At 64.0% G+C, this 18792-nt stretch carries 18 protein-coding genes and 1 pseudogene; 9 read left to right on the forward strand and 10 right to left on the reverse strand.

Annotated elements, in window-relative coordinates; all coding sequences use genetic code 11:
* Positions 1-86: 86 nt before the first annotated feature.
* Positions 87-1325, forward strand: coding sequence for a TIGR03862 family flavoprotein (locus KI243_RS28500; RefSeq protein ID WP_177106438.1), 1239 nt, complete (start codon positions 87-89; stop codon positions 1323-1325).
* Between the two features lie 180 nt (positions 1326-1505).
* Here the strand turns inward: KI243_RS28500 and KI243_RS28505 are convergent, their stop codons facing one another.
* Positions 1506-2846: a DEAD/DEAH box helicase gene (locus KI243_RS28505; protein ID WP_177083992.1), complete on the reverse strand. Its 1341-nt coding sequence runs from the start codon at positions 2844-2846 to the stop codon at positions 1506-1508.
* Positions 2847-2903: 57 nt separating this feature from the next.
* Positions 2904-3793: pseudogene (gene yedA, locus KI243_RS28510) on the reverse strand (drug/metabolite exporter YedA).
* Between the two features lie 158 nt (positions 3794-3951).
* Here yedA and KI243_RS28515 point away from each other — a divergent pair.
* Positions 3952-4425, forward strand: a complete 474-nt coding sequence (locus KI243_RS28515) for an Lrp/AsnC family transcriptional regulator (protein ID WP_177083988.1) — start codon at positions 3952-3954, stop codon at positions 4423-4425.
* Positions 4426-4767: 342 nt separating this feature from the next.
* Here KI243_RS28515 and KI243_RS33020 read toward each other — a convergent pair whose 3' ends face one another.
* On the reverse strand, positions 4768-5130 hold the full coding sequence (locus KI243_RS33020) for a Bro-N domain-containing protein (RefSeq protein WP_244861918.1): 363 nt from the start codon (positions 5128-5130) through the stop codon (positions 4768-4770).
* On the opposite strand from KI243_RS33020, the gene KI243_RS33025 reads away from it, so the two are divergent.
* Complete coding sequence (locus tag KI243_RS33025; RefSeq protein ID WP_244861927.1) at positions 5035-5259, forward strand: hypothetical protein; 225 nt, start codon at positions 5035-5037, stop codon at positions 5257-5259. The two genes, KI243_RS33020 and KI243_RS33025, sit on opposite strands and share 96 nt — an antisense overlap.
* Positions 5260-5739: 480 nt before the next feature.
* On the opposite strand, the gene KI243_RS28525 is transcribed toward KI243_RS33025, so the two are convergent.
* The 3 genes from KI243_RS28525 to KI243_RS28535 all read right to left on the reverse strand — a co-directional run bounded on the left by KI243_RS28525 (position 5740) and on the right by KI243_RS28535 (position 7871).
* The gene (locus KI243_RS28525) at positions 5740-6351 is read right to left on the reverse strand and encodes a 3'-5' exonuclease (RefSeq protein WP_017123386.1); all 612 of its coding nucleotides are present in this window, start codon (positions 6349-6351) and stop codon (positions 5740-5742) included.
* 128 nt (positions 6352-6479) lie between these two features.
* Positions 6480-6959: an NYN domain-containing protein gene (locus tag KI243_RS28530; RefSeq protein WP_017123385.1), complete on the reverse strand. Its 480-nt coding sequence runs from the start codon at positions 6957-6959 to the stop codon at positions 6480-6482.
* A gap of 153 nt (positions 6960-7112) precedes the next feature.
* The gene (locus KI243_RS28535) at positions 7113-7871 is read right to left on the reverse strand and encodes a DUF2076 domain-containing protein (RefSeq protein ID WP_212810153.1); all 759 of its coding nucleotides are present in this window, start codon (positions 7869-7871) and stop codon (positions 7113-7115) included.
* Positions 7872-8051: 180 nt separating this feature from the next.
* Here KI243_RS28535 and KI243_RS28540 point away from each other — a divergent pair, with 180 nt between their 5' ends.
* Together KI243_RS28540 and KI243_RS28545 are read left to right on the forward strand one after the other, a co-directional pair.
* Positions 8052-8714 carry a YciC family protein gene (locus KI243_RS28540; RefSeq protein WP_177083978.1) on the forward strand — a complete coding sequence of 221 codons (663 nt, stop codon included), beginning with the start codon at positions 8052-8054 and terminating at the stop codon, positions 8712-8714.
* 85 nt (positions 8715-8799) lie between these two features.
* On the forward strand, positions 8800-9882 hold the full coding sequence (locus KI243_RS28545; RefSeq protein WP_212810154.1) for an endonuclease/exonuclease/phosphatase family protein: 1083 nt from the start codon (positions 8800-8802) through the stop codon (positions 9880-9882).
* Positions 9883-10035: 153 nt separating this feature from the next.
* Here the strand turns inward: KI243_RS28545 and hrpB are convergent, their stop codons facing one another.
* Positions 10036-12567, reverse strand: a complete 2532-nt coding sequence (gene hrpB, locus KI243_RS28550) for an ATP-dependent helicase HrpB (protein WP_212810155.1) — start codon at positions 12565-12567, stop codon at positions 10036-10038.
* A 109-nt stretch (positions 12568-12676) separates the two neighbouring features.
* Here hrpB and KI243_RS28555 point away from each other — a divergent pair, with 109 nt between their 5' ends.
* Positions 12677-13096 (forward strand): hypothetical protein, encoded by a 420-nt coding sequence (locus KI243_RS28555; protein ID WP_017123380.1) that lies wholly within the window; start codon positions 12677-12679, stop codon positions 13094-13096.
* Between the two features lie 60 nt (positions 13097-13156).
* Entirely contained in the window at positions 13157-14047 is an 891-nt protein-coding gene (locus tag KI243_RS28560; protein ID WP_017123379.1) for a cation diffusion facilitator family transporter, read from the forward strand.
* Here the strand turns inward: KI243_RS28560 and KI243_RS28565 are convergent, their stop codons facing one another.
* Positions 14048-15190: a DUF6515 family protein gene (locus KI243_RS28565; protein WP_212810156.1), complete on the reverse strand. Its 1143-nt coding sequence runs from the start codon at positions 15188-15190 to the stop codon at positions 14048-14050.
* Positions 15191-15617: 427 nt separating this feature from the next.
* On the opposite strand from KI243_RS28565, the gene KI243_RS28570 reads away from it, so the two are divergent.
* Both KI243_RS28570 and KI243_RS28575 read left to right on the forward strand, forming a co-directional pair.
* A complete protein-coding gene (locus KI243_RS28570; RefSeq protein ID WP_042934386.1) occupies positions 15618-16097 on the forward strand; it encodes an Lrp/AsnC family transcriptional regulator in 480 nt (159 codons plus the stop codon).
* Positions 16098-16197: 100 nt separating this feature from the next.
* Positions 16198-16407: a DUF2788 domain-containing protein gene (locus KI243_RS28575; protein ID WP_017123375.1), complete on the forward strand. Its 210-nt coding sequence runs from the start codon at positions 16198-16200 to the stop codon at positions 16405-16407.
* On the opposite strand, the gene KI243_RS28580 is transcribed toward KI243_RS28575, so the two are convergent.
* Together KI243_RS28580 and amn are read right to left on the reverse strand one after the other, a co-directional pair.
* The gene (locus tag KI243_RS28580) at positions 16402-17034 is read right to left on the reverse strand and encodes a pseudouridine synthase (RefSeq protein ID WP_244861786.1); all 633 of its coding nucleotides are present in this window, start codon (positions 17032-17034) and stop codon (positions 16402-16404) included. The genes KI243_RS28575 and KI243_RS28580 overlap by 6 nt on opposite strands.
* Positions 17035-17228: 194 nt before the next feature.
* A complete protein-coding gene (amn, locus tag KI243_RS28585; protein WP_212810157.1) occupies positions 17229-18701 on the reverse strand; it encodes an AMP nucleosidase in 1473 nt (490 codons plus the stop codon).
* Between the last annotated feature and the right edge of the window lie 91 nt (positions 18702-18792).

Here is an 18792-nt window from a genome sequence, read left to right on the forward strand (position 1 = left end):
ATACCGCGTTTTCGTTTTTCGTGGGCAAGCCCACTCCCACAAGAAAACGTAGAATGCCCGCCTATCACGCCACTTCGCAGCCCGCCATGACCCGTACAGCCTCCTCCCCCTCTCCCCGCGTCGCCATTATCGGTGGCGGCCCCGCCGGCCTGATGGCCGCTGAAGTCCTGAGCCAGGCGGGCGTCCGGGTCGACCTCTACGACGGCATGCCGTCGGTGGGACGCAAGTTCCTGCTGGCCGGCGTCGGCGGCATGAACATCACTCATTCCGAGCCCTACCCGGCGTTTCTCTCGCGGTATGCCGAGCGCGCCCCGCAGATCGCCCCGATGCTGCGGGCCTTTGGCGCCGACGAGCTGTGCGAGTGGATTCACGGCCTGGGGATAACTACGTTTGTCGGCAGTTCCGGCCGGGTCTTTCCCAGCGACATGAAGGCCGCCCCGCTGCTGCGCGCCTGGCTCAAGCGCCTGCGCGATGCCGGGGTAGTTATCCACACCCGCCATCGCTGGACGGGCTGGCAGGAGGGCACGCTGGTTATCCACAGCCCGGACGGTGAAACCATGGTCCAGGCCGACGCCACCCTGCTGGCCCTGGGCGGTGGCAGTTGGGCGCGCCTGGGCTCCGATGGCGCCTGGTTGCCGTGGCTGGCACAACAAGGCGTGTCCGTCGCCCCGCTGCAGCCGAGCAATTGTGGATTTGAAGTCGAGGCCTGGAGCGAGCTGCTGCGCGACAAATTTGCCGGAGCCCCGCTGAAAAACGTCGCCATCGGCCTGCAACATAGCGTGCCACGCCTGGGCGAATGCGTGATCACCGCCAGCGGCATCGAGGGCAGCCTGATCTACGCCTTGTCCGCGCCGATTCGCGAGCAGATCAACCAGAGCGGCTCGGCGATCATCGAAATCGACCTGCTGCCGGGCAAGACCCAGGGACAGATCCAGGCCGCTCTGTCGAAACCGCGGGGTTCACGCTCCATGGCCAAGCACCTGCACAGCCAGGTCGGCATCGACGGGGTCAAGGCGGCGTTGCTGCGTGAGCTGACGGATGCCGCCTGCTTCGCCGACGCCGCTCGACTGGCCGCTGCGATCAAGGCCCTGCCGCTGAAACTGGTCGCCACCCGCCCGCTGGATGAAGCCATCAGCAGCGCCGGCGGCGTTCCTTTCGAAGCCATGGACGAACAGTTGATGCTCAAGGCGTTGCCGGGCGTGTTCTGTGCCGGCGAGATGCTGGATTGGGAAGCGCCGACCGGCGGCTACCTGCTGACCGCCTGCTTTGCCAGCGGACGGGTGGCGGGGAAAGGGATGCTGGAGTGGTTGCGGCGGCAGGCCTGAAGCAGCGGCCTTTCACTGATCGTTCCCACGCTCCGCGTGGGAATGCAGCTCGTGACGCTCCGCGTCACATATTCGCAGCGGACGCAGAGCGTCCGGAGAGGCATTCCCACGCGGAGCGTGGGAACGATCAACCTTCAGATCGCAATCGCCGGCAAGCCGGCTCCCACAAGGGCGCTCGCCTCAAGGCTTGCGTTTACGCGGCCCGGTGTTGAATACCGGCACCTTGCGCACCGGCTTGACCGGCGGCGCCACGTCTTCCGGTTTCTCGCCGCTGTCCACCCACTTGCCCAGGTTGCGCTTGCCACCACCACCGGCAGCCTTGGGCTTTTTCGGTTTCTTCGGCTTCTTGACCACCTGCCCGGACGCATCGGTTTCCGGCACACGGTGCTCAGGCTCGAAATCCTGTTCTTCACGGCGGCTCAGCGTCTGGCGCGTCAGGGTCTCGATGGCCGACAGCAGGTTCACCTCATCGGCACACACCAGGGAAATCGCCTCACCGGTGGCACCGGCCCGGCCGGTACGACCGATACGGTGAATGTAGTCCTCGGCGACGATCGGCAGATCGAAGTTGACCACCAGCGGCAGGTCTTCGATATCCAGGCCACGAGCCGCGACATCGGTGGCCACGAGGATCTGGATCTCGCTGGCCTTGAAGCGGTCCAGCGCCCGTTGACGGGTTGCCTGGGGCTTGTCGCCATGGATACCGTCGGCGTTCACACTCAGGCCCTGGAGTTTTTCCACCAACTGGTCGACACCGTTGCGGGTCTTGGCGAACACCAGCACCTGCTTCCACTTGTGCTTGCGCAACAGGTGCACGAAGAGTTCCGGCTTGCGCTTCTTGTCGACCGTCACCACCCACTGCTTGACGGTGTTGGCCGCCACGTTGCGGGGGCTGACTTCGATACTCAGCGGATCATTGAGCATCTGCCCGGCCAGCAGGCGGATCGCATCGGAGAACGTCGCGGAGAACAACAGGGTCTGGCGCTTTTTCGGCAGGGCCTTGTAGATATTGCCCAGCTCTTCCTGGAAACCGAGGTCGAGCATGCGGTCGGCTTCGTCGAGCACCAGGGTCTGCAACTGGTTGAACTTGAGCGCGTTCTGGCGGAACAGGTCGAGCAGGCGCCCCGGCGTGGCCACCAGCAGGTCGACGCCCTTGCGCAGCTTCATCATCTGCGGGTTGATGCTGACCCCGCCATACACCGCATAAGTACTCAGCGGCAGGTGCTCGGCGTACTGGCGCACGCTTTCATGCACCTGCTCGGCCAGTTCGCGGGTCGGGACCAGGATCAGCGAGCGGACCGAGTTGGCGGCGACCTTCGGTCCTTCCATGGTCAGCAACTGCAACAGCGGCAGGGCGAAACCGGCGGTCTTGCCGGTGCCGGTCTGGGCCGCGGCCATCAGGTCGCGGCCGGCCAGCACGGCGGGAATGGCCTGGGCCTGGACCGGCGTCGGCGTCTTGTAGCCGAGGGTGTCCAGGGCCCGGGTCAGGGGTTCGATCAGGCCGAGAGTAGCGAATGTCATGCAGGTACCATAGAGAAAGTGTCAGCGCAGTGAAGCAATGCGCGGCAGTTTACCCTGTCAGGCCTCTTTCGGCTTGCGCCACTGCGGCAAACCGATCAGCACCACGGCGCTGATGATCACGCCCATGGCGATACACTCGTGCCAGCCGATGTGTTCGTCGGCGAACAGGATACCCAGCAACACCGCCACGGCCGGGTTGACGTAGGCATAGCTGGTGGCCGCCGCCGGGCGCACATGCTTCAACAGGTACATGTAGGCGTTGAAGGCGATGATGGAACCGAAGACGATCAGGTAGAGCAGCGCGAGCCAGCCTTCGGTCGAGGGCATCTGAGTCATGCGCTCCCCCCTGACAAAGCTGGCCAGCAGCAGGACCACGCCACCCACCAGCATTTCCGCCGCACTGGCCATGCCGCCGGGGGCAGCGGCAGATGCTTGCTCCACACCGAACCGAAGGCCCAGGTCGCCGCGGCCAGCAACAACAGGACCGCGCCAAACGGACTGCTTTGCAGGTTGGAGCCCATGTTCAGCAGGGCGATGCCGATCAGGCCCAGCACGATCCCCGCCCATTCCAGGCCGGTATTGCGCGCGCCCCAGAAATAGCCGCAGAGCAGGGTGAACAGCGGCACCGTGGCCACCGTCAGCGCGGCGACACCGGAAGCCACGCCTGTGTGTTCGGCCAGGGTCACCGCGCCGTTGCCAAAACTGAGCAGCAGCACGCCGATGGCACCCGCGGCTTTCCATTGCCGCCAGGTCGGCGCCGGCACGCCGCGCCAGCGCTGATAGGCGTACAGCAGACTGCCGGCGATCACGAAGCGAATGCCGCCCATCATCAGCGGCGGCCAGGACTCCACGCCGATACGAATGCCCAGGTAGGTCGAACCCCAGATGAAATACAACGCGAAGAAGGCACCGATCAGCGGTAACGGAAAACGGCGTGGGGCAGGCATGGACGGCTCAGGGCAGGACAAGGGAGCGTTATTCTAGAAAGGCCATCGACAAATAATAAGTTACAAAACCGCGTTATCAGGCCGGTACACTTTCTAAAACATGGATATCACGGGTATAAACCGTGCTTTCGAAAGCTCGCGATCCAGAGGTCTTGTAGATGGACAAGTACGACCGTTTGATCCTCGGTGCCCTGCTGGAAAACGGCCGCGCCTCCTTCGCCGAACTGGCGCGCAAGGTCAACCTTTCCGCCCCGGCGGTGGCCGAGCGGGTGGCCAAGCTGGAGAGCAGCGGCGTGATCACCGGCTACCAGGCCAAGGTGGACATGGCCAAGATCGGCCTGCCGATCCAGTGCGTGATCGAGTTGCGGCTCAACCAGCACGGCAGGCAACAAGTCTATGACGATCTGGCGCAGATCCCGCAGATCACCGAATGCCATCGGGTGACCGGCGATCCCTGCGTGATCATGCAGGCGGCGGTGGGCTCGATGGGAGAGCTGGAAGAATTGATCAACCGGATTGCCCAGTTCGGTTTCAGCAAGACCTCGATCGTGCTGTCGAGCGCCGTCGAACCGCGGGTGCCGTTGGGGCATCTGGACACGAATGGCAAGGTGAAGAGCCTGCATTGCGTCTGAACGTGCGTGTTTGCCGGTTTTGGGGGCGCTTCGCACCCCATCGCGAGCAAGCTTGCTCCTACAGGACCGCGTCGTGCACGGGCCATGTGTACGCCACAAACCCTGCATGCCAGCAGGCTTTTAGCGGCCTGGAGGGCTGCTCCACAAGATCCCGGCGCCCCTCCCTGCACAGGCCGGAGCAAACACAAATCCCGTGGGAGCCTGGCTTGCCAGCGAAGCTTTTATCGGCATCGAGGACTTCTGCGCAGCGTTCCGATACCCCCCGCCTCTCAGGATTGGCTTCGTACACAGGCTTCGAGTACATCACCGTCCTGTAGGAGCAAGCTTGCTCGCGATAGCTATCTACCAGACACTGCCACAACCGCTGACGGGCACCACCTGTGGCATATCACGCAGGCGGATCCAGGGCTCCTTGCGCCAATGCAGCAGGCTCAGCGCTCCCCCGTTCCATTCCAGCAAGCCCAGGCTTGGGGCCTGGGTCAGGGCCAGTTGCGGCTGGTCGCGCAGCATGGGCAACACCTGGTGCGTCAGCCACTGGCGCAGATGCCGGTTCTCCGGCAGGTAGTGATAGACCAGCATGGCGTAGACGCCCGACTCGCTGAGCATCAGGTGTTCTTCTGCTCCGCCATTCCCCTGCAAGCTCAGCAGGCGACGCTGATCCGAATCAAGCTTGATCGCTTTGCGCTCGTGCCACTCGATGCCCATCAGGTGCCCGATATCACCGGCGCAGAACCAGGCTTCGTCATGCAGGAGCAAGGCGCGGAGTTTGCGGTGGTGACGAGTAAATATTTGCGGTTCGAAAGCAACGTTAACGGCAAGACCAAGCTGCTCTGACACGTCATAAGCACTACCGTTATCAAGAAGGTTTTGTATGGTTTCAGCGAGACTTTCGAGAATGACTTTTCCCATTTTGGAATACTCCGAGAGATTCAAGGAGCTGCCATATAAAGCCTTCCTACGGACTTGGGTGGCAGCCGTACGCGGGGTAGGAACCGAGCTCTCTCGGACACTCGGCCACGAATCAACGTGCCCGCGCACGGCCACCATAAGGGGCACGCTGGCTAAAAAACCGGCGAGTATGGTGGATGCTCAGTATCGAAAGAGTCAATTGCAAGGGTTCCTACGCCCTGTCACCGATTTGGCGATGACCGGAAAAGGCTAGCGTTGCCAGCTCATCCCGGAAAGACAGCACGGATCGCCACAGGAAGTACGACATTTCCTAAAAAATGCGGGACAAAAGCGCTCCTTGAGAGGTAGCTCCGGCCAGCCAGGGAGCCTGAAGCAGAGCACGGGCTTGTGGCGGGCGGGCTTGCCTCAGGCCACCCGATACCGCCTCAAATGCTCCCCCACCTTCGCCGCCGGTACTTTCTGCAATTTGCACAGCAGGTCGTGAGACAGCTCGCGCAGCCCGTGCTTTTCGCGCAGCTCGCCGGCCAGGTGCGCCAGCAGGTTCGCGGCCATCTCGGCGTCGGCCATGGCCCGGTGCGCCTGGCCGGTGTGCGGCAGCCGCGCGTAGGCGGTCAGGGTGCCCAGCTTGTGGTTCGGTGCCGCCGGCATCAGACGTCGCGCCAGCAACAGCGAGCAGGCGAAATTCTGCAGGCGCGTGCGCTTGATGCGACCCATCTCGAAGTCCCAGAACTTCTGGTCGAACGCGGCGTTGTGGGCCAGCAGCGGCGTGATACCGACGAATTCGTTGACCTCGTTCATCACCCGCTCCGCCGAGGGCGCCGTGCGCAACATGGCGTTGCTGATGCCGGTCAGTTGTTCGATAAAGGCCGGCACCCGCACCCCGGCGTTCATCAGGCTCTGGTAACGGTCGACGATGCGCCCCTCTTCCAGGATGACCACGGCGATTTCCGTCGCCCGGCAGGCACTGCTCGGCGAGATCCCGGTGGTTTCAAAGTCGATGACGGCAATACGTTCCAAAATCCAGCCCTTTCAAATAGTCCGTTGATCGCTCCCCCGGCGCGACAGGGAATACGCGTTGCTTCAGAAATGGACGCGGAGCGTCCAGGACTGCGTTACCACACGGAGCGTGGGAACGATCAGGCCCATCAGTTTTTCAACAACAGTGCGCCTTCGATGGGCACGTAGCGGCTCGCCGCGCGGATCAGCGAGTTGGCCGTCAACCCCGGCACGCCATAGGCCACCGCCTCGACCCCATGCTTGCCGATGATGCGCTCGAGCAGCAGGTCGAAATCGCCATCACCGGACGCCAGCACCACCTCGTCGACGTTCGGCGCGGCATCCATGATATCGATGGTGATCCCCACGTCCCAGTCACCCTTGGCCGAACCGTCGCTGCGCTGGATGTACGGCTTGAGTTTCACCGTGAAACCCAGGTTGCGCAGGATCTGCTGGAACTGCTGCTGCTTGCTGTCGCCGCGGTCGATCGCATAGGCATAGGCTTCGACGATCTGCCCGCGCTGGCTGATATCAGCCCACAGGGCGGCGTAGTTGAAGTGACAACCGTAAGCCTGGCGCACGGTGTAATAGAGGTTCTGAACGTCGGCGAACACTGCGATTTTCTTCACCGTGAATCCTCATGGCGCAGACGCGCACTGGCGGGGGTGACGGACACTCGAAAGCGAGTAGACGCGCAGTATGCCAGCCCGAGGCAATATTCAGCGAACAATCAGCCATGCAAACGCAGTCCGGAGCGCCAAGGCGCCCCGGACCGGAGAGGATCAGACGTAGGAATCGTCGTCAGAGAAAGAAGAGGAACTGTCGTCGCTGTAGTCGCTGTCGAGGAAGCCGCCCTGGTCGTTGTTGCCCCAGGAGTCGTTGTTGGCCATGCGCTGGTCATCGCCCCAACCGCCGCCGTTGTTGTTGCTCATCGGGCTCGGCTCGATGATTTCCTCGATGATCTGCGGCTGCTGCTGGTTGTGATGGAACAGGCTGCTGATACCTTCGGCCAGCATCACGCCACCCGCCACACCGGCTGCGGTCTTCAGTGCACCGCCAAGGAAACCGCTGCCCATCGGGGCGGCCGGAGCGGCCTGCTGCGGCGCATAGTTCTGGGGTGGCGGGTTGTAGTTCTGCTGTGGCGGGGCATTGAATGCCGGGCGCGCCGGCTCACGCCAGCCGCCACCGGAGTTGCCAGGAGCCGGAGCCGGTGCCGGATCGCGACTGCCACCACCAAAGATGCTCGACAGGAAACCACCGCTGCTCGGCGCCGGTGCGGCACTCTGGGCGCGAGCCTGTTGCAGGTCGGCCTGGGCCTGCTGCAATTGGGCCTGGAGTTGCTTGTTCTGCTCGTCGAGACTCTTGATCGCGTGTTCTTGCACCAGGATCGACTGAGTCATGTAGTACGCCGCAGCCGGTTGGCGCGCCAGATGCTCCTTGATCCGCGCCTCGGCCAGGGCGTCACGCGGGGCTGAATCCTTTTCGGCTTGTTGCAACCGTGAAAACAGTCCATCGATCAGGGTTTGCTCTTCGCTGTTCATGGCGACCTCATCAGATTGCCGGGTAGAAATCGGTCGCCCTGGCCGATACGGCCCGGGCGTACATCAGTTATGGGGCTGTTACAGGAAGTTTCAATGATCCTTACGTAACGTTTACATTTGAGTGTCGGCCCGCCTCATCGGTTAAAGTGTCGCTTTGCTTTGACCTTCGATAGCGAGCCCATGAACCCGCTCACCATATTGCGCGACTCCCTGTATTTCTTCCGGCGCAACCTGGGCCAGATCGCCCGCCTCTGCCTGCCGCTGGTGATCTTCGAGGCCGTCCTCCAGCAACTGCTGGACAACGCCATCGGCCCCGATGCCTCGCCCGCCTACGACCTGCTGGCCGGACTGCTGGTGTACCCGCTGTACACCGCGGCGCTGATCCTGTTTCTCGATGCCCGGACCCGCGGCGAAACCCCGCTCAATCGCGACCTGCTGGCCATGTCCCTGCGCCTGTGGCCGCGCATGGCGCTGCTGTCGGCGGTGAATACCGTGGCCATCGTGCTCGGGCTGTCGTTGTACTTCATTCCCGGCATCTGGCTGACCGTGGTGCTGGCCTTTGCCGAATACCAGCTGGTATTGCGCGGCCGGGAACCGCTACGGGCGATGAAGGAGAGTTTCAACCTCAGCCGCGGGCATTTCTGGCGGACCTTCACCTGCATCCTCTGTGTCATGGGACCGCTGTGGCTGCTCAAGGGCCTGAGCGCCAGTGCCTATCCCGAGCCACAGAATCCGCTGCTGACACTGGTCATCGACAGCGCCCACAGCTTCCTGCAACTGTTCACCAGCGTCGTACTCTTCCGGCTGTACATGCTGATCAGCGAAAAATCTGACAGGGGCTAACGGGACAATCCCTCACAATAGAGGGTTAGGCGGTGACAAGGCGGTCGGTTATGCTCCCTCCATTGCAACGTCATAAGCCGAGCCCATGACCCGTCTATTACGTTACACGCTCTTGAGCATGGCCCTGGTCGCCGGCCTGCTGGGCCTTTTCATCTACACCCTGAGCTGGCACCCCGACAGCAAGGAAACGCTGCCGGTCAGTTGTAGCGCCCAGGCGCCCGTTCTGGTCGCCGGCCAGGCCCTCAAGGTGATGACCTGGAACATCCAGTACCTGGCGGGCAAGCGCTATGTGTTCTGGTACGACATGGCCGACGGCAGCGGCAAGGACGAGCGCCCGACCAGCGAAGACATGGCCTTCAGCCTTGACGAAGTGTCGCGGGTCATCCGCGACGAGCAGCCGGATATCGTGCTGCTGCAGGAGGTCGATGAGAACGCCAAGGCCAGCGCCTACCAGGACCAGCTCAAGCTGCTCCAGGAGCGTGTCGCCGACCTGTATCCGTGCAGCTCGCAAGCCTTCGACTGGAAGGCGGACTTCGTGCCCGACTGGCATATCTTCGGCAGCGTCGGGCGCAAGCTGGCGACCCTGAGCCGCTACCAGATCGAGCATGCCGAACGCCTGCAACTGCCCCTGGCCCCGGCCAACCTGATCCAGCGCCAGTTCCAGCACCGCCAGGCACTCCTGCTCAATTACCTGCCGCTGAGCGATGGCGGGCAACTGGCGGTGATCAACACCCAGCTGGCGCCCTTTGCCCAGAACGACACCCAGTTGCGCCAGGTGCAGGCGACCACCCGCCTGCTGGATAAACTCGAAGGCCAGGGCACGCCATGGCTGATCGGTGGCGATTTCAACCTGCTACCCCTGGGCCAGTACCTGCGCCTGCCACCAAGGCTGCGCGGCGGCTACTCGGCGGACAGCGAGCTGCATGTCCTGTGGGACAAGTACCCGATGATCCCGAGCAACAGCGAAGCCAGCGGCATCGACCGCGAGCAATGGCTGACCCATTACCCCAACGATCCCGGGGTCAGTGGCCCGGACCGCACCCTGGACTACTTCTTCTACAGCGCCAAGATGAGGCGGGTCGAGGCGCAGGTCCGCCAGGACGACACCCTGAAGATCTCCGACCACCTGCCGGTGATTGCGCGCTTCCTGCTGCCGCCGGCGCGATAAACACCCCCGAGGCGCTGCGAGGGCGGGCCCATGTGGGCGGGAGTTCGTGCGGACTGCCTTGTGGGAGCGGGCTTGCCCGCGAAGAACGATAACGCGCCGCCCCTGAAACACCGCGCCGCCTCCTTCGCGGGCAAGCCCGCTCCCACACGATCCTTACTTGCGCGGCTTGATCCGCGCCGTCGCCTCCGCCACCAGCGGGTCGTCCGGCCAGTAGTGCTTGGGGTAACGGCCCTTGAGGTCTTTCTTCACTTCGGCGTAGGTGCTGCGCCAGAAGTTCGCCAGGTCCTGGGTCACCTGCACCGGGCGCCGTGCCGGTGACAACAGATGCAGCTTCACCACCTGGCGGCCGCCGGCCACCCGCGGCGTCTCGGCCAGCCCGAACAACTCTTGCAGGCGCACCGCCAGGATCGGCGGCTGTTCGCTGTAGTCCAGGCGGATCGACGACCCCGACGGCACGCTCAGATGATGCGGCGCCAGCTCGTCGAGACGCTGGGGCAACGGCCAGGGCAACAGGTTGTGGACAATATTGGCCAGCTCCAGGTTGGCGAAATGACTGAGCCGTGAAACCCGGCCCAGGTACGGCAGCAGCCAGTGTTCCAGGGTCGCCAGCAACGCCTTGTCGCTGACATCCGGCCATTCGCTCTGGCCCTTGTCCGCCAGGTCCAGCTGGCGCAACAACGCCACCCGCGCCTGCCATTGGCGCAGTTCCGGCGTCCAGGGCAGCAGTTCCAGGCCCTTGCGCCGCACCAGGTTGACCAGCGCCTGGCTGCGCGCCGCCTCATCCAGGCCGGTCAGGGGTTCGCGACTGAGGACCAGTTCGCCGACCTTGCGCTGGCGTTCGGCCCGCAATACGCCCTCGCGCTCGTCCCAATCGAGTTGATCGACGTCGCTCACCTGTTCGGCCAGCACCGTGTCGAACAGCGCCGGATCGAATTCCGCGGCCAGGTAGATCCGCTCTTCGCGCTGGCCCTGGCGACTGCCCAGGTCGGCGATCACCAGCCAGGGCTGTTTCATCAGGCTGTCGGTTTCGCTGAACAGCGCCGCGCGGCCGTTGGCCAGGCGATATTCGGCGCCACCCGCCCGGCGTTGCTGGGCGACCCGGTCCGGATAGGCCAGTGCCAGCAGCGCGCCCAACCAGCGTGGATGCTCGGGATCGGCCACCGGTTCGCTGGCCTTGCCACGCAGATAACCACGGTATTGTCGCGCCAACTGCCGGGCGCGCTGCACGCCGCCCTGGCCGCCACGCGCCACCCGCTCCTCGCCGGCCAGCAAGGCCAGACGGGTGTGCAAGTCGGCGCCGCCACCGCGCTGGATATCCCGTTCGCCCAGCAGCGCGGCGACATCGCAGGCCATGTGCGCCAGGCCCAGCGCCTGCCCGCGCAGCAGCAGGTGGGCGATACGCGGGTGGGCCGGCAGTTCGGCCATGGCCTGCCCGTGGCGGGTGAGGGTCCAGTCTTCGCCCGGCTTGGCCGTCAACGCCCCGAGGCGCTGGAGCAGGTCCTGGGCCTGGGCATAAGCGGCGGCCGGCGGTATATCCAGCCAGACCAGTTGGGTCGGGGTCACGCCCCAGCGCGCCAGTTGCAAGGCCAGCCCGGCGAGGTCGGCCTGGAGGATCTCGGCGCTGCCGTAGGCCGCCAGTTGCTCGTGCTGGGCCTCGGACCACAGCCGATAACACACGCCGGGCTCCAGGCGCCCGGCCCGGCCGGCACGCTGAGTGGCACTGGCGCGGGAAATCCGCTGGGTGTCGAGGCGGGTCATGCCGCTGCCCGGATCGAAACGCGGCACCCGCGCCAGCCCCGCATCGATCACCACCCGCACGCCATCGATGGTCAGGCTGGTCTCGGCGATATTGGTCGCCAGTACCACCTTGCGTTTGCCCGCCGGAGCCGGCTCGATGGCGGCACGCTGGGCCGACAGGTCCAGCTCGCCATGCAACGGGCACAAGAGGATATCCGCGCGCCCACCCAGGGACTCTTCCAGTTGCTGGTAGACGCGACGAATCTCCGCCTGCCCGGGGAGGAACACCAACAGGCTGCCACTCTCATCATCGATCGCTTCGAGTACCGTCTGCACCACCCGCGGCTCGATGAATTCGCCGGGCTGGAAGGCCCTCCCCCAGCGGGTCGTCACCGGGAACATGCGGCCCTCGCTGCGCACCACCGGCGCTTCGTCCAGCAGGCTGGCCAGGCGTTCGCCTTCCAGGGTCGCGGACATCAGCAGAATCTTCAGCGGCTGCTCATCGCGAAACATTTCGCGACCATTGAGGCTCAGGGCCAGCGCCAGGTCGGCATCCAGGCTGCGCTCATGAAATTCATCGAAGATCAGCAGCCCGACGCCCTCCAGCGCTGGATCGTCCTGCAGCCGGCGGGTGAGAATACCTTCGGTGACCACTTCGATCCGCGTGTTCGGACCGACCTTGCTGTCCAGGCGGATGCGATAGCCAACGGTTTCACCGACCTTTTCCCCCAGCTCGCTGGCCAGCCGCTCGGCCGCCGCGCGGGCCGCCAGGCGACGCGGTTCGAGCATCAGGATGGTCTGCCCGGCCAGCCATGGCTCGTGCAACAGGGCCAGCGGCACCCGGGTGGTCTTGCCCGCGCCGGGCGGGGCCTCGAGCACGGTTTCGTGGCGTTCGCCCAGGGCCTGGCGCAATGCAGGCAAAACTTCATCAATCGGCAAGGAAATCATGGTGGCTCCAAAACTGACTGCCGAGTATAACGGCGAACTGCACGGCATTAATCAGGGTCTCAAGCGTTGACCCTTGTATAGTTTCGGCTTTCCTCCAGGAGATCTTTGCATGCGTATTCCTTCACGCGTTATCGGTGGTGTGCTGGTCGCCACCTTGCTGACCCAGCTGACCGCCTGTGGCTCGATTTTCTTCCCGGATCGCCGCGGCCAGATCGAAGGCAAGATCGACCCGCTGGTGGCCGGGCTCGACGCCATCGGTATCCTGTTCTATGTACTGCCCGGCCTGATCGCCTTCGGCATCGACTTCGCCACCGGCGCCATCTACCTGCCTGGCGGCACCACCGCGCAGATCGCCCCGCAGAAACTCCACGAAGCCATCGGCGCCGACGGCCAGGTCGACAACACCAAGCTGCAGGCCATCATCCAGGCCGAGCTGGGCCAGACCCTGCCACTCAACGACCCCCGCCTGATCCAGCACAAGGGCAGCCTGCAACAGCTGGCCATGTATGGCCTGCGGCCGTCCGCCTGAGCCCTGACCACCCCTGATGCCTGACCGCCCCGATACCCGAGAAGAAGGATCGCCTCACCCATGAGCAGCAGCCCGGAACACGCACGCCTGTTACGCCTGGCCACCCGGGCCTCGGTGTCGGTCGCCTGTATCCTGATCGTGACCAAGGCCATCGCCTGGTGGTTGAGCGGCTCGGTGAGCATGCTCGCCGGATTGACCGACTCGCTGCTCGATGGCGTGACGTCATTCCTCAACCTGCTGGCGGTGCACTATGCCCTGCGCCCGGCGGACGATGACCACCGTTATGGCCACGGCAAGGCCGAGTCGCTGTCGGGCATGGCCCAGGCGCTGTTCATTGCCGGTAGCGCGGTGTTGATCGCGGTGCAGGCGGTGGAGCGGATCAAGCATCCGGAACCGGTGGGCGCGCCGTGGATCAGCATCGGTGTGATCGTACTGTCACTGGCGCTCACCGCCGCCCTGCTGGTGCTGCAGCACCGGGTCATTCGCGAAACCGGCTCCACCGCCGTGCGCGCCGACTCGCTGCACTACCGTTCGGACATGATGCTCAACGGCAGCATCCTGCTGGCCCTGGTCCTGGCCAGCTTCGGCTTCGCCCAGGTCGACGCCTGGTTCGGCCTGGGGATCTCGGTCTATATCCTGTGGAGCGCTATCCAGATCGGCCGTGAAAGCTTTGCCGTGCTGATGGATGAAGAGCTGTCACCGCAGATCAGCCAGCACATGCTCGAACTCGCCAAGGGCGTGCCGGGGGTACTCGGCGCCCATGACTTGCGCACGCGGGTTTCCGGCAACCACTGGTTCGTGCAGTTGCACCTGGAGTTGCCGGGAGAGTTGACCTTGTCGGTGGCCCACGGCCTCAGCGACCAGGCGGCCGACGCGATCCATGCCGCCTACCCGAAGGCCGAGGTGCTGGTGCACGCCGACCCCAGGGAAGTGGTGAAACGCCGCGACTGATCAGTAATTGACCTGGTAGCCGCGACTGCTCAGGCAGTTGCCCTGGGCCTGGCGGTAGGTCTGCACCACCGCCGGATCCGGTGCATAGGTGACATTGGCCGGATCGAAACCGCTTTGCTGCACGGCCCAGCGATAACAGTCCTCGCCGTCCTGCTGCACCTGCTGCGGGCTCTGGCCATTGGCCGGATACGCCACCACGTCATAACCATTGCCCGACGGCGCGGGAGCCACCTGCGGCGCGGCGGTGGGTGGATCGACGACCACGTAGTCCTGGGTGTCTTCCTGATAGAGGTAGTAGGCACCCGCCGCGAGGAAAAACAGTGAACTGCCGACCCAGACTTCCCGCGCGTAATCGGGCAGGTAGCTGACCCGGATCCCCCGCGGCGGCGCGACCACGACATAGCGCGGCCCCTGCGGGCGGTACCAGTAGCCGCCGGAGAAGAAGTAGTCCTGGCCACGGTACGGCACACGCCAGTTGCGGTCGGGGAAGCGGTCGACCACATAACCCGGACGATATTGCGGCCCCGGGCCCCAGCCATTGCCATGACCGGACGGACGCCCGGCCCAGCGATGATCGTTGGGATGATCGAAGCTACCGCCGGGGCGGCCGTTGTTGTTGCCCGGCTGCCACCCCGGATTGGGGTTGTAGCCATTGCGCCGGGGAATGTCCGAGTAGTTGCCGCGCAGCGGTTCCTGGGTCTGGCGCACGGTGTCGGGCCGGCCCTGGATCGGCAGGTTGTTCTGCGGCGGTGGCGGTGCCGGACGCGCCTGCTGGTTCGGGTCGTTCTGTGGCGGGCGGGCCTGCCACTGGCCGCCGGGGTTTTGCTCGTGGCGTTCGAAACGCTGGTTGTTTTCCGGACGAACCTGATTCACCTCCGGCCGCACCTGTGGCTGCGGGCGAACTTCCGACGCTTGCGGCCGTGGTTGCGGAGCCTGTGGACGTGGCTGATTGTTTTCCGTCCGTGGCTGATTGTTCGCCGGACGTCCCTCGTTACCGCCAGGCCGTCCTTCGGGGCCCCGCTGGCCGCCGTTGGGATGTGGATGTTGCTGATTATCGTCACCCCGGTCTTCAGCCAGCGCTTGCGCACCGACACTCATACAGAGCAAGCCAACACCTGCCAAACGCCAGATGCGCGATTTCATGCGGTTCCTCACTGCGGTTCAGGGCATACCCATAAGACTGGGAAAGCGGATTCCGGTTCTGCAACACTTTATCAGTCGCGCAACTTATTTCGCGCAATAAAAAAGGGAGGCCCGTCGGCCTCCCTTTGGAGAATTTCGTCCGTGCTCGGCGCTTTTGACGCCGGCTCACCTCACACCGTCTTCTGGACCGTGTGCAGCCCGGGGGCCGGGGCAACCCTGTAGGATTGTCGGCCGCGGCGCGCCTGATTCGGCGGGCCGCTGTGGACTCTATGTCCGGGCAGTGATTCTGTTGCAGTGATTCTGGTGATAAGAATAGGCCTGACGCGACGACAGAGGATTGCGAACATTGCTCAGATAAACATGACTTGCGCAATAATTCGCTTCAGATAGATAATTCAGCGCAATAGTTATGAGAAAGGCTTGAATGATGAGCAAACTCGACCGATACGACCTGAGCATTCTGGCGGAATTGCAGCGCGATGCCCGCATCTCCAACCAGGAACTGGCCGAACGCATCGGTCTGTCGCCGTCGCCATGCTCGCGACGGGTCAAGCAACTGGAAGACGACGGCTACATCTCGCGCCAGGTCGCCCTGCTCGACCGCAAGATGCTCGGCCTGAGCCTGACCGCCTATGTGCTGATCGGCATGGACCGGCATACGCCGGAACGCTTCGAGAACTTCGAAGCGGCGATCCGCACCCTGCCCCAGGTCCTGGAGTGCAGCCTGGTGACGGGAATGGATGCCGACTACCAGTTGAAAGTCGTGGTGCCGGACATGGACCACTACCAGAAGCTGCTGCTGGGGCACCTGACCCGTATCGAAGGCGTGACCAGCGTGCGCTCCAGCTTTGTGCTGAACCAGGTGCTCAACAGCACCGAACTGCCATTGACCCACCTGCGCAACTGAAGCACGGGGCCTGAGTCAAACCGACGCAGGTCAATGTCCCCGGGTTCCCCCTGGCGTATAATCGGCCGGCTTTTTACCCCGCTCGCGCTGGAGAGATTCGATGGATCCTGCCGTTTTCGAAGAGTGGATGATGACCGGCCTGGTCAGCATCCTGATCATTTTCATGGGCTTCATCGTCTGGGACCTGGCGAAAAAATCCAAGGCCGGGCGCTTCGGCACCTTTATCCTGTTCTTCGTGCTGGGCCTGGGTATCGCCGCGTTCGTGATCAAGAGCGTGGTGATCGGCCTGATCGAGTCCGGTTCCCTATAAGCTCGCCGGGACTTCCTTCCACTGGCCCTGATCGAGTCCTTCGAGGGTCCAGTCTCCAATACGCACCCGTACCAGGCGCAAGGTCGGCAAACCGACCGCCGCCGTCATCCGCCGCACCTGACGGTTGCGACCTTCACGAATGATCAGTTCCAGCCAACTGGTGGGAATGCTCTGGCGAAAGCGCACGGGCGGGTTGCGCGGCCACAGTTCCGGCGTTTCCAGTGCCCGGGCCTGGGCCGGCAGGGTCATGCCGTCGTTCAGCTCGACGCCCTTGCACAAGCGCTCGATCTGCTCCGCCGTGGGCACACCTTCGACCTGCACCCAGTAGGTTTTCGCCAGCTTGTGCTTCGGGTCGGCGATGCGTGCCTGAAGCTGGCCATCATTGGTCAGCAGCAGCAGGCCTTCACTGTCGCGGTCCAGGCGCCCGGCCGGGTAGACACCCGCCACGTCGATGAAATCCTTGAGGGTCGCGCGCCCCTCACCGTCGCTGAACTGGGTCAGCACATCGAAGGGTTTGTTGAACAGGATCAGCTTGGGTTCGACAGGCGGCGCCTTGGCGACCCGACGCGGCGCAACGGGGCTTTTCGCAGCCGAACGGCGTACGACGGGACGGGGTGGTCGGGACATGGCGACGGAGATATCTGCAGATCAGGAGCCGTCATGCTAGGGCGTACCGGCTTTTTTTTCCAGACGCGGTTCCGTGGGAGCCGGCTTGCCGGCGATGGCGTCCTGCGCAGCGCAGCAAAGCTTCAGGGCCTCATCGCCGGCAAGCCGGCTCCCACAGCAAGCGGATTTCACCCCACCGACGGGGTGAATCGCCCTTAACGGAACGGCGGCTCGTCAAAGCTGCGCAGCTTGCGCGAATGCAGCGAGTGCAGTTCGGTACGCAGCAGGTCCACCGCGGCGATGCCGATCTTCAGATGCTGGCTGACGGCACGCTCGTAGAACGCGTTCGCCGAGCCCGGCAGCTTGATTTCGCTGTGCAGCGGCTTGTCCGAGACACAAAGCAAGGTGCCATAAGGCACGCGCAGGCGATAACCCTGGGCGGCGATGGTGCCGCTTTCCATATCCACGGCCACCGCGCGGGACAGGTTGATCAGCGGACGTTCCTGGGCCCAGCGCAGCTCCCAGTTGCGGTCGTCGTAGGTCAGCACGGTGCCGGTGCGCAGGCGTTTCTTGAGATCGTCGCCCTTCTCCCCGGTGACGTTGGCCGCGGCCTGTTGCAAGGCCATCTGCACTTCGGCCAGGGCGGGGATCGGGATATTCGGTGGTACCACCCGGTCGAGAATCCCGTCACGCCGCATGTAGGCGTGGGCCAGCACATAGTCGCCGATGGTCTGGGATTGGCGCAGGCCACCGCAGTGGCCGATCATCAGCCAGCAATGGGGGCGCAACACCGCCAGGTGGTCAGTGATGTTCTTCGCGTTGGACGGGCCGACGCCGATATTCACCAGGGTCACGCCATGACCATCGTTGGCCTGCAGGTGATAGGCCGGCATCTGGTAGCGATGCCAGACCACCGCGGCGGCAATGGCCTGGGCATCGGTGTAGTCCATGCCCTTGTCGATGATCACGTTGCCCGGCAAGACCATGCGCACGAAGCGCGGGTCGTCGCGCAGTTGCTCCAGGCCATGGAGGATGAACTGGTCGACATAACGATGGTAGTTGGTCAGCAGGATCCACGGCTGCACATGGCGCCAGTCGCTGCCGGTGTAGTGCACCAGGCGGCGCAGGGAGAAATCGACACGGGCGGCGTCGAACAGGGCCAGGGGCAACGGCGAGGTGTTTTCCCAATCATGCAGGCCATCGGCTATGCCATCGGTGGCGGCGGACAGGTCGGTGCTCGGGAAGACCCGCGCCAGGGCCGCGGCGGTCACGCCGGAACCGGCCAGTTCATCGCCCTGCTCGACGACGTAGGGATAAGGGATGTTCTGTTCGCTGACGCCGACTTCCACCGTAACGGTGAAATCGCGCATCAGTGGCACCAGCTGTTCCAGCAGGTATTTGCGAAACGCGGCCGGATGGGTGACGGTGACACTGTAGGTGCCCGGCAACTGGACCTTGGCGTAGGCACGGGTGGTCGCCGGAACTTCGCCCTGGTAGGTGTAGGTCAGGCGCAATTCGGGGTAGCGAAACAAGGCGCGCTCTTCGGCATCGGGCTCGACGCGGTCCTTGAGGTAACGCTTGAGCGCCTGGCTCAGGGCCGAGGTAGCACGCTCATGGAGTTCGGCCAGGCGGTCTACGGCCTGTTCGGGGGATTGCACGACAATAAAAGCTTCGGTCACGGAGAGCATCCTGTCTTCTGATGTTGCAGACCTTCATCTTGCCTGCAACATCGTCGGACGGAAACAGTGGCTTTGCGCTCACTACCACAACCTTGTGGCG

Source organism: Pseudomonas sp. Ost2 (assembly GCF_018326065.1).
GTDB classification, from domain to species: domain Bacteria; phylum Pseudomonadota; class Gammaproteobacteria; order Pseudomonadales; family Pseudomonadaceae; genus Aquipseudomonas; species Aquipseudomonas gingeri.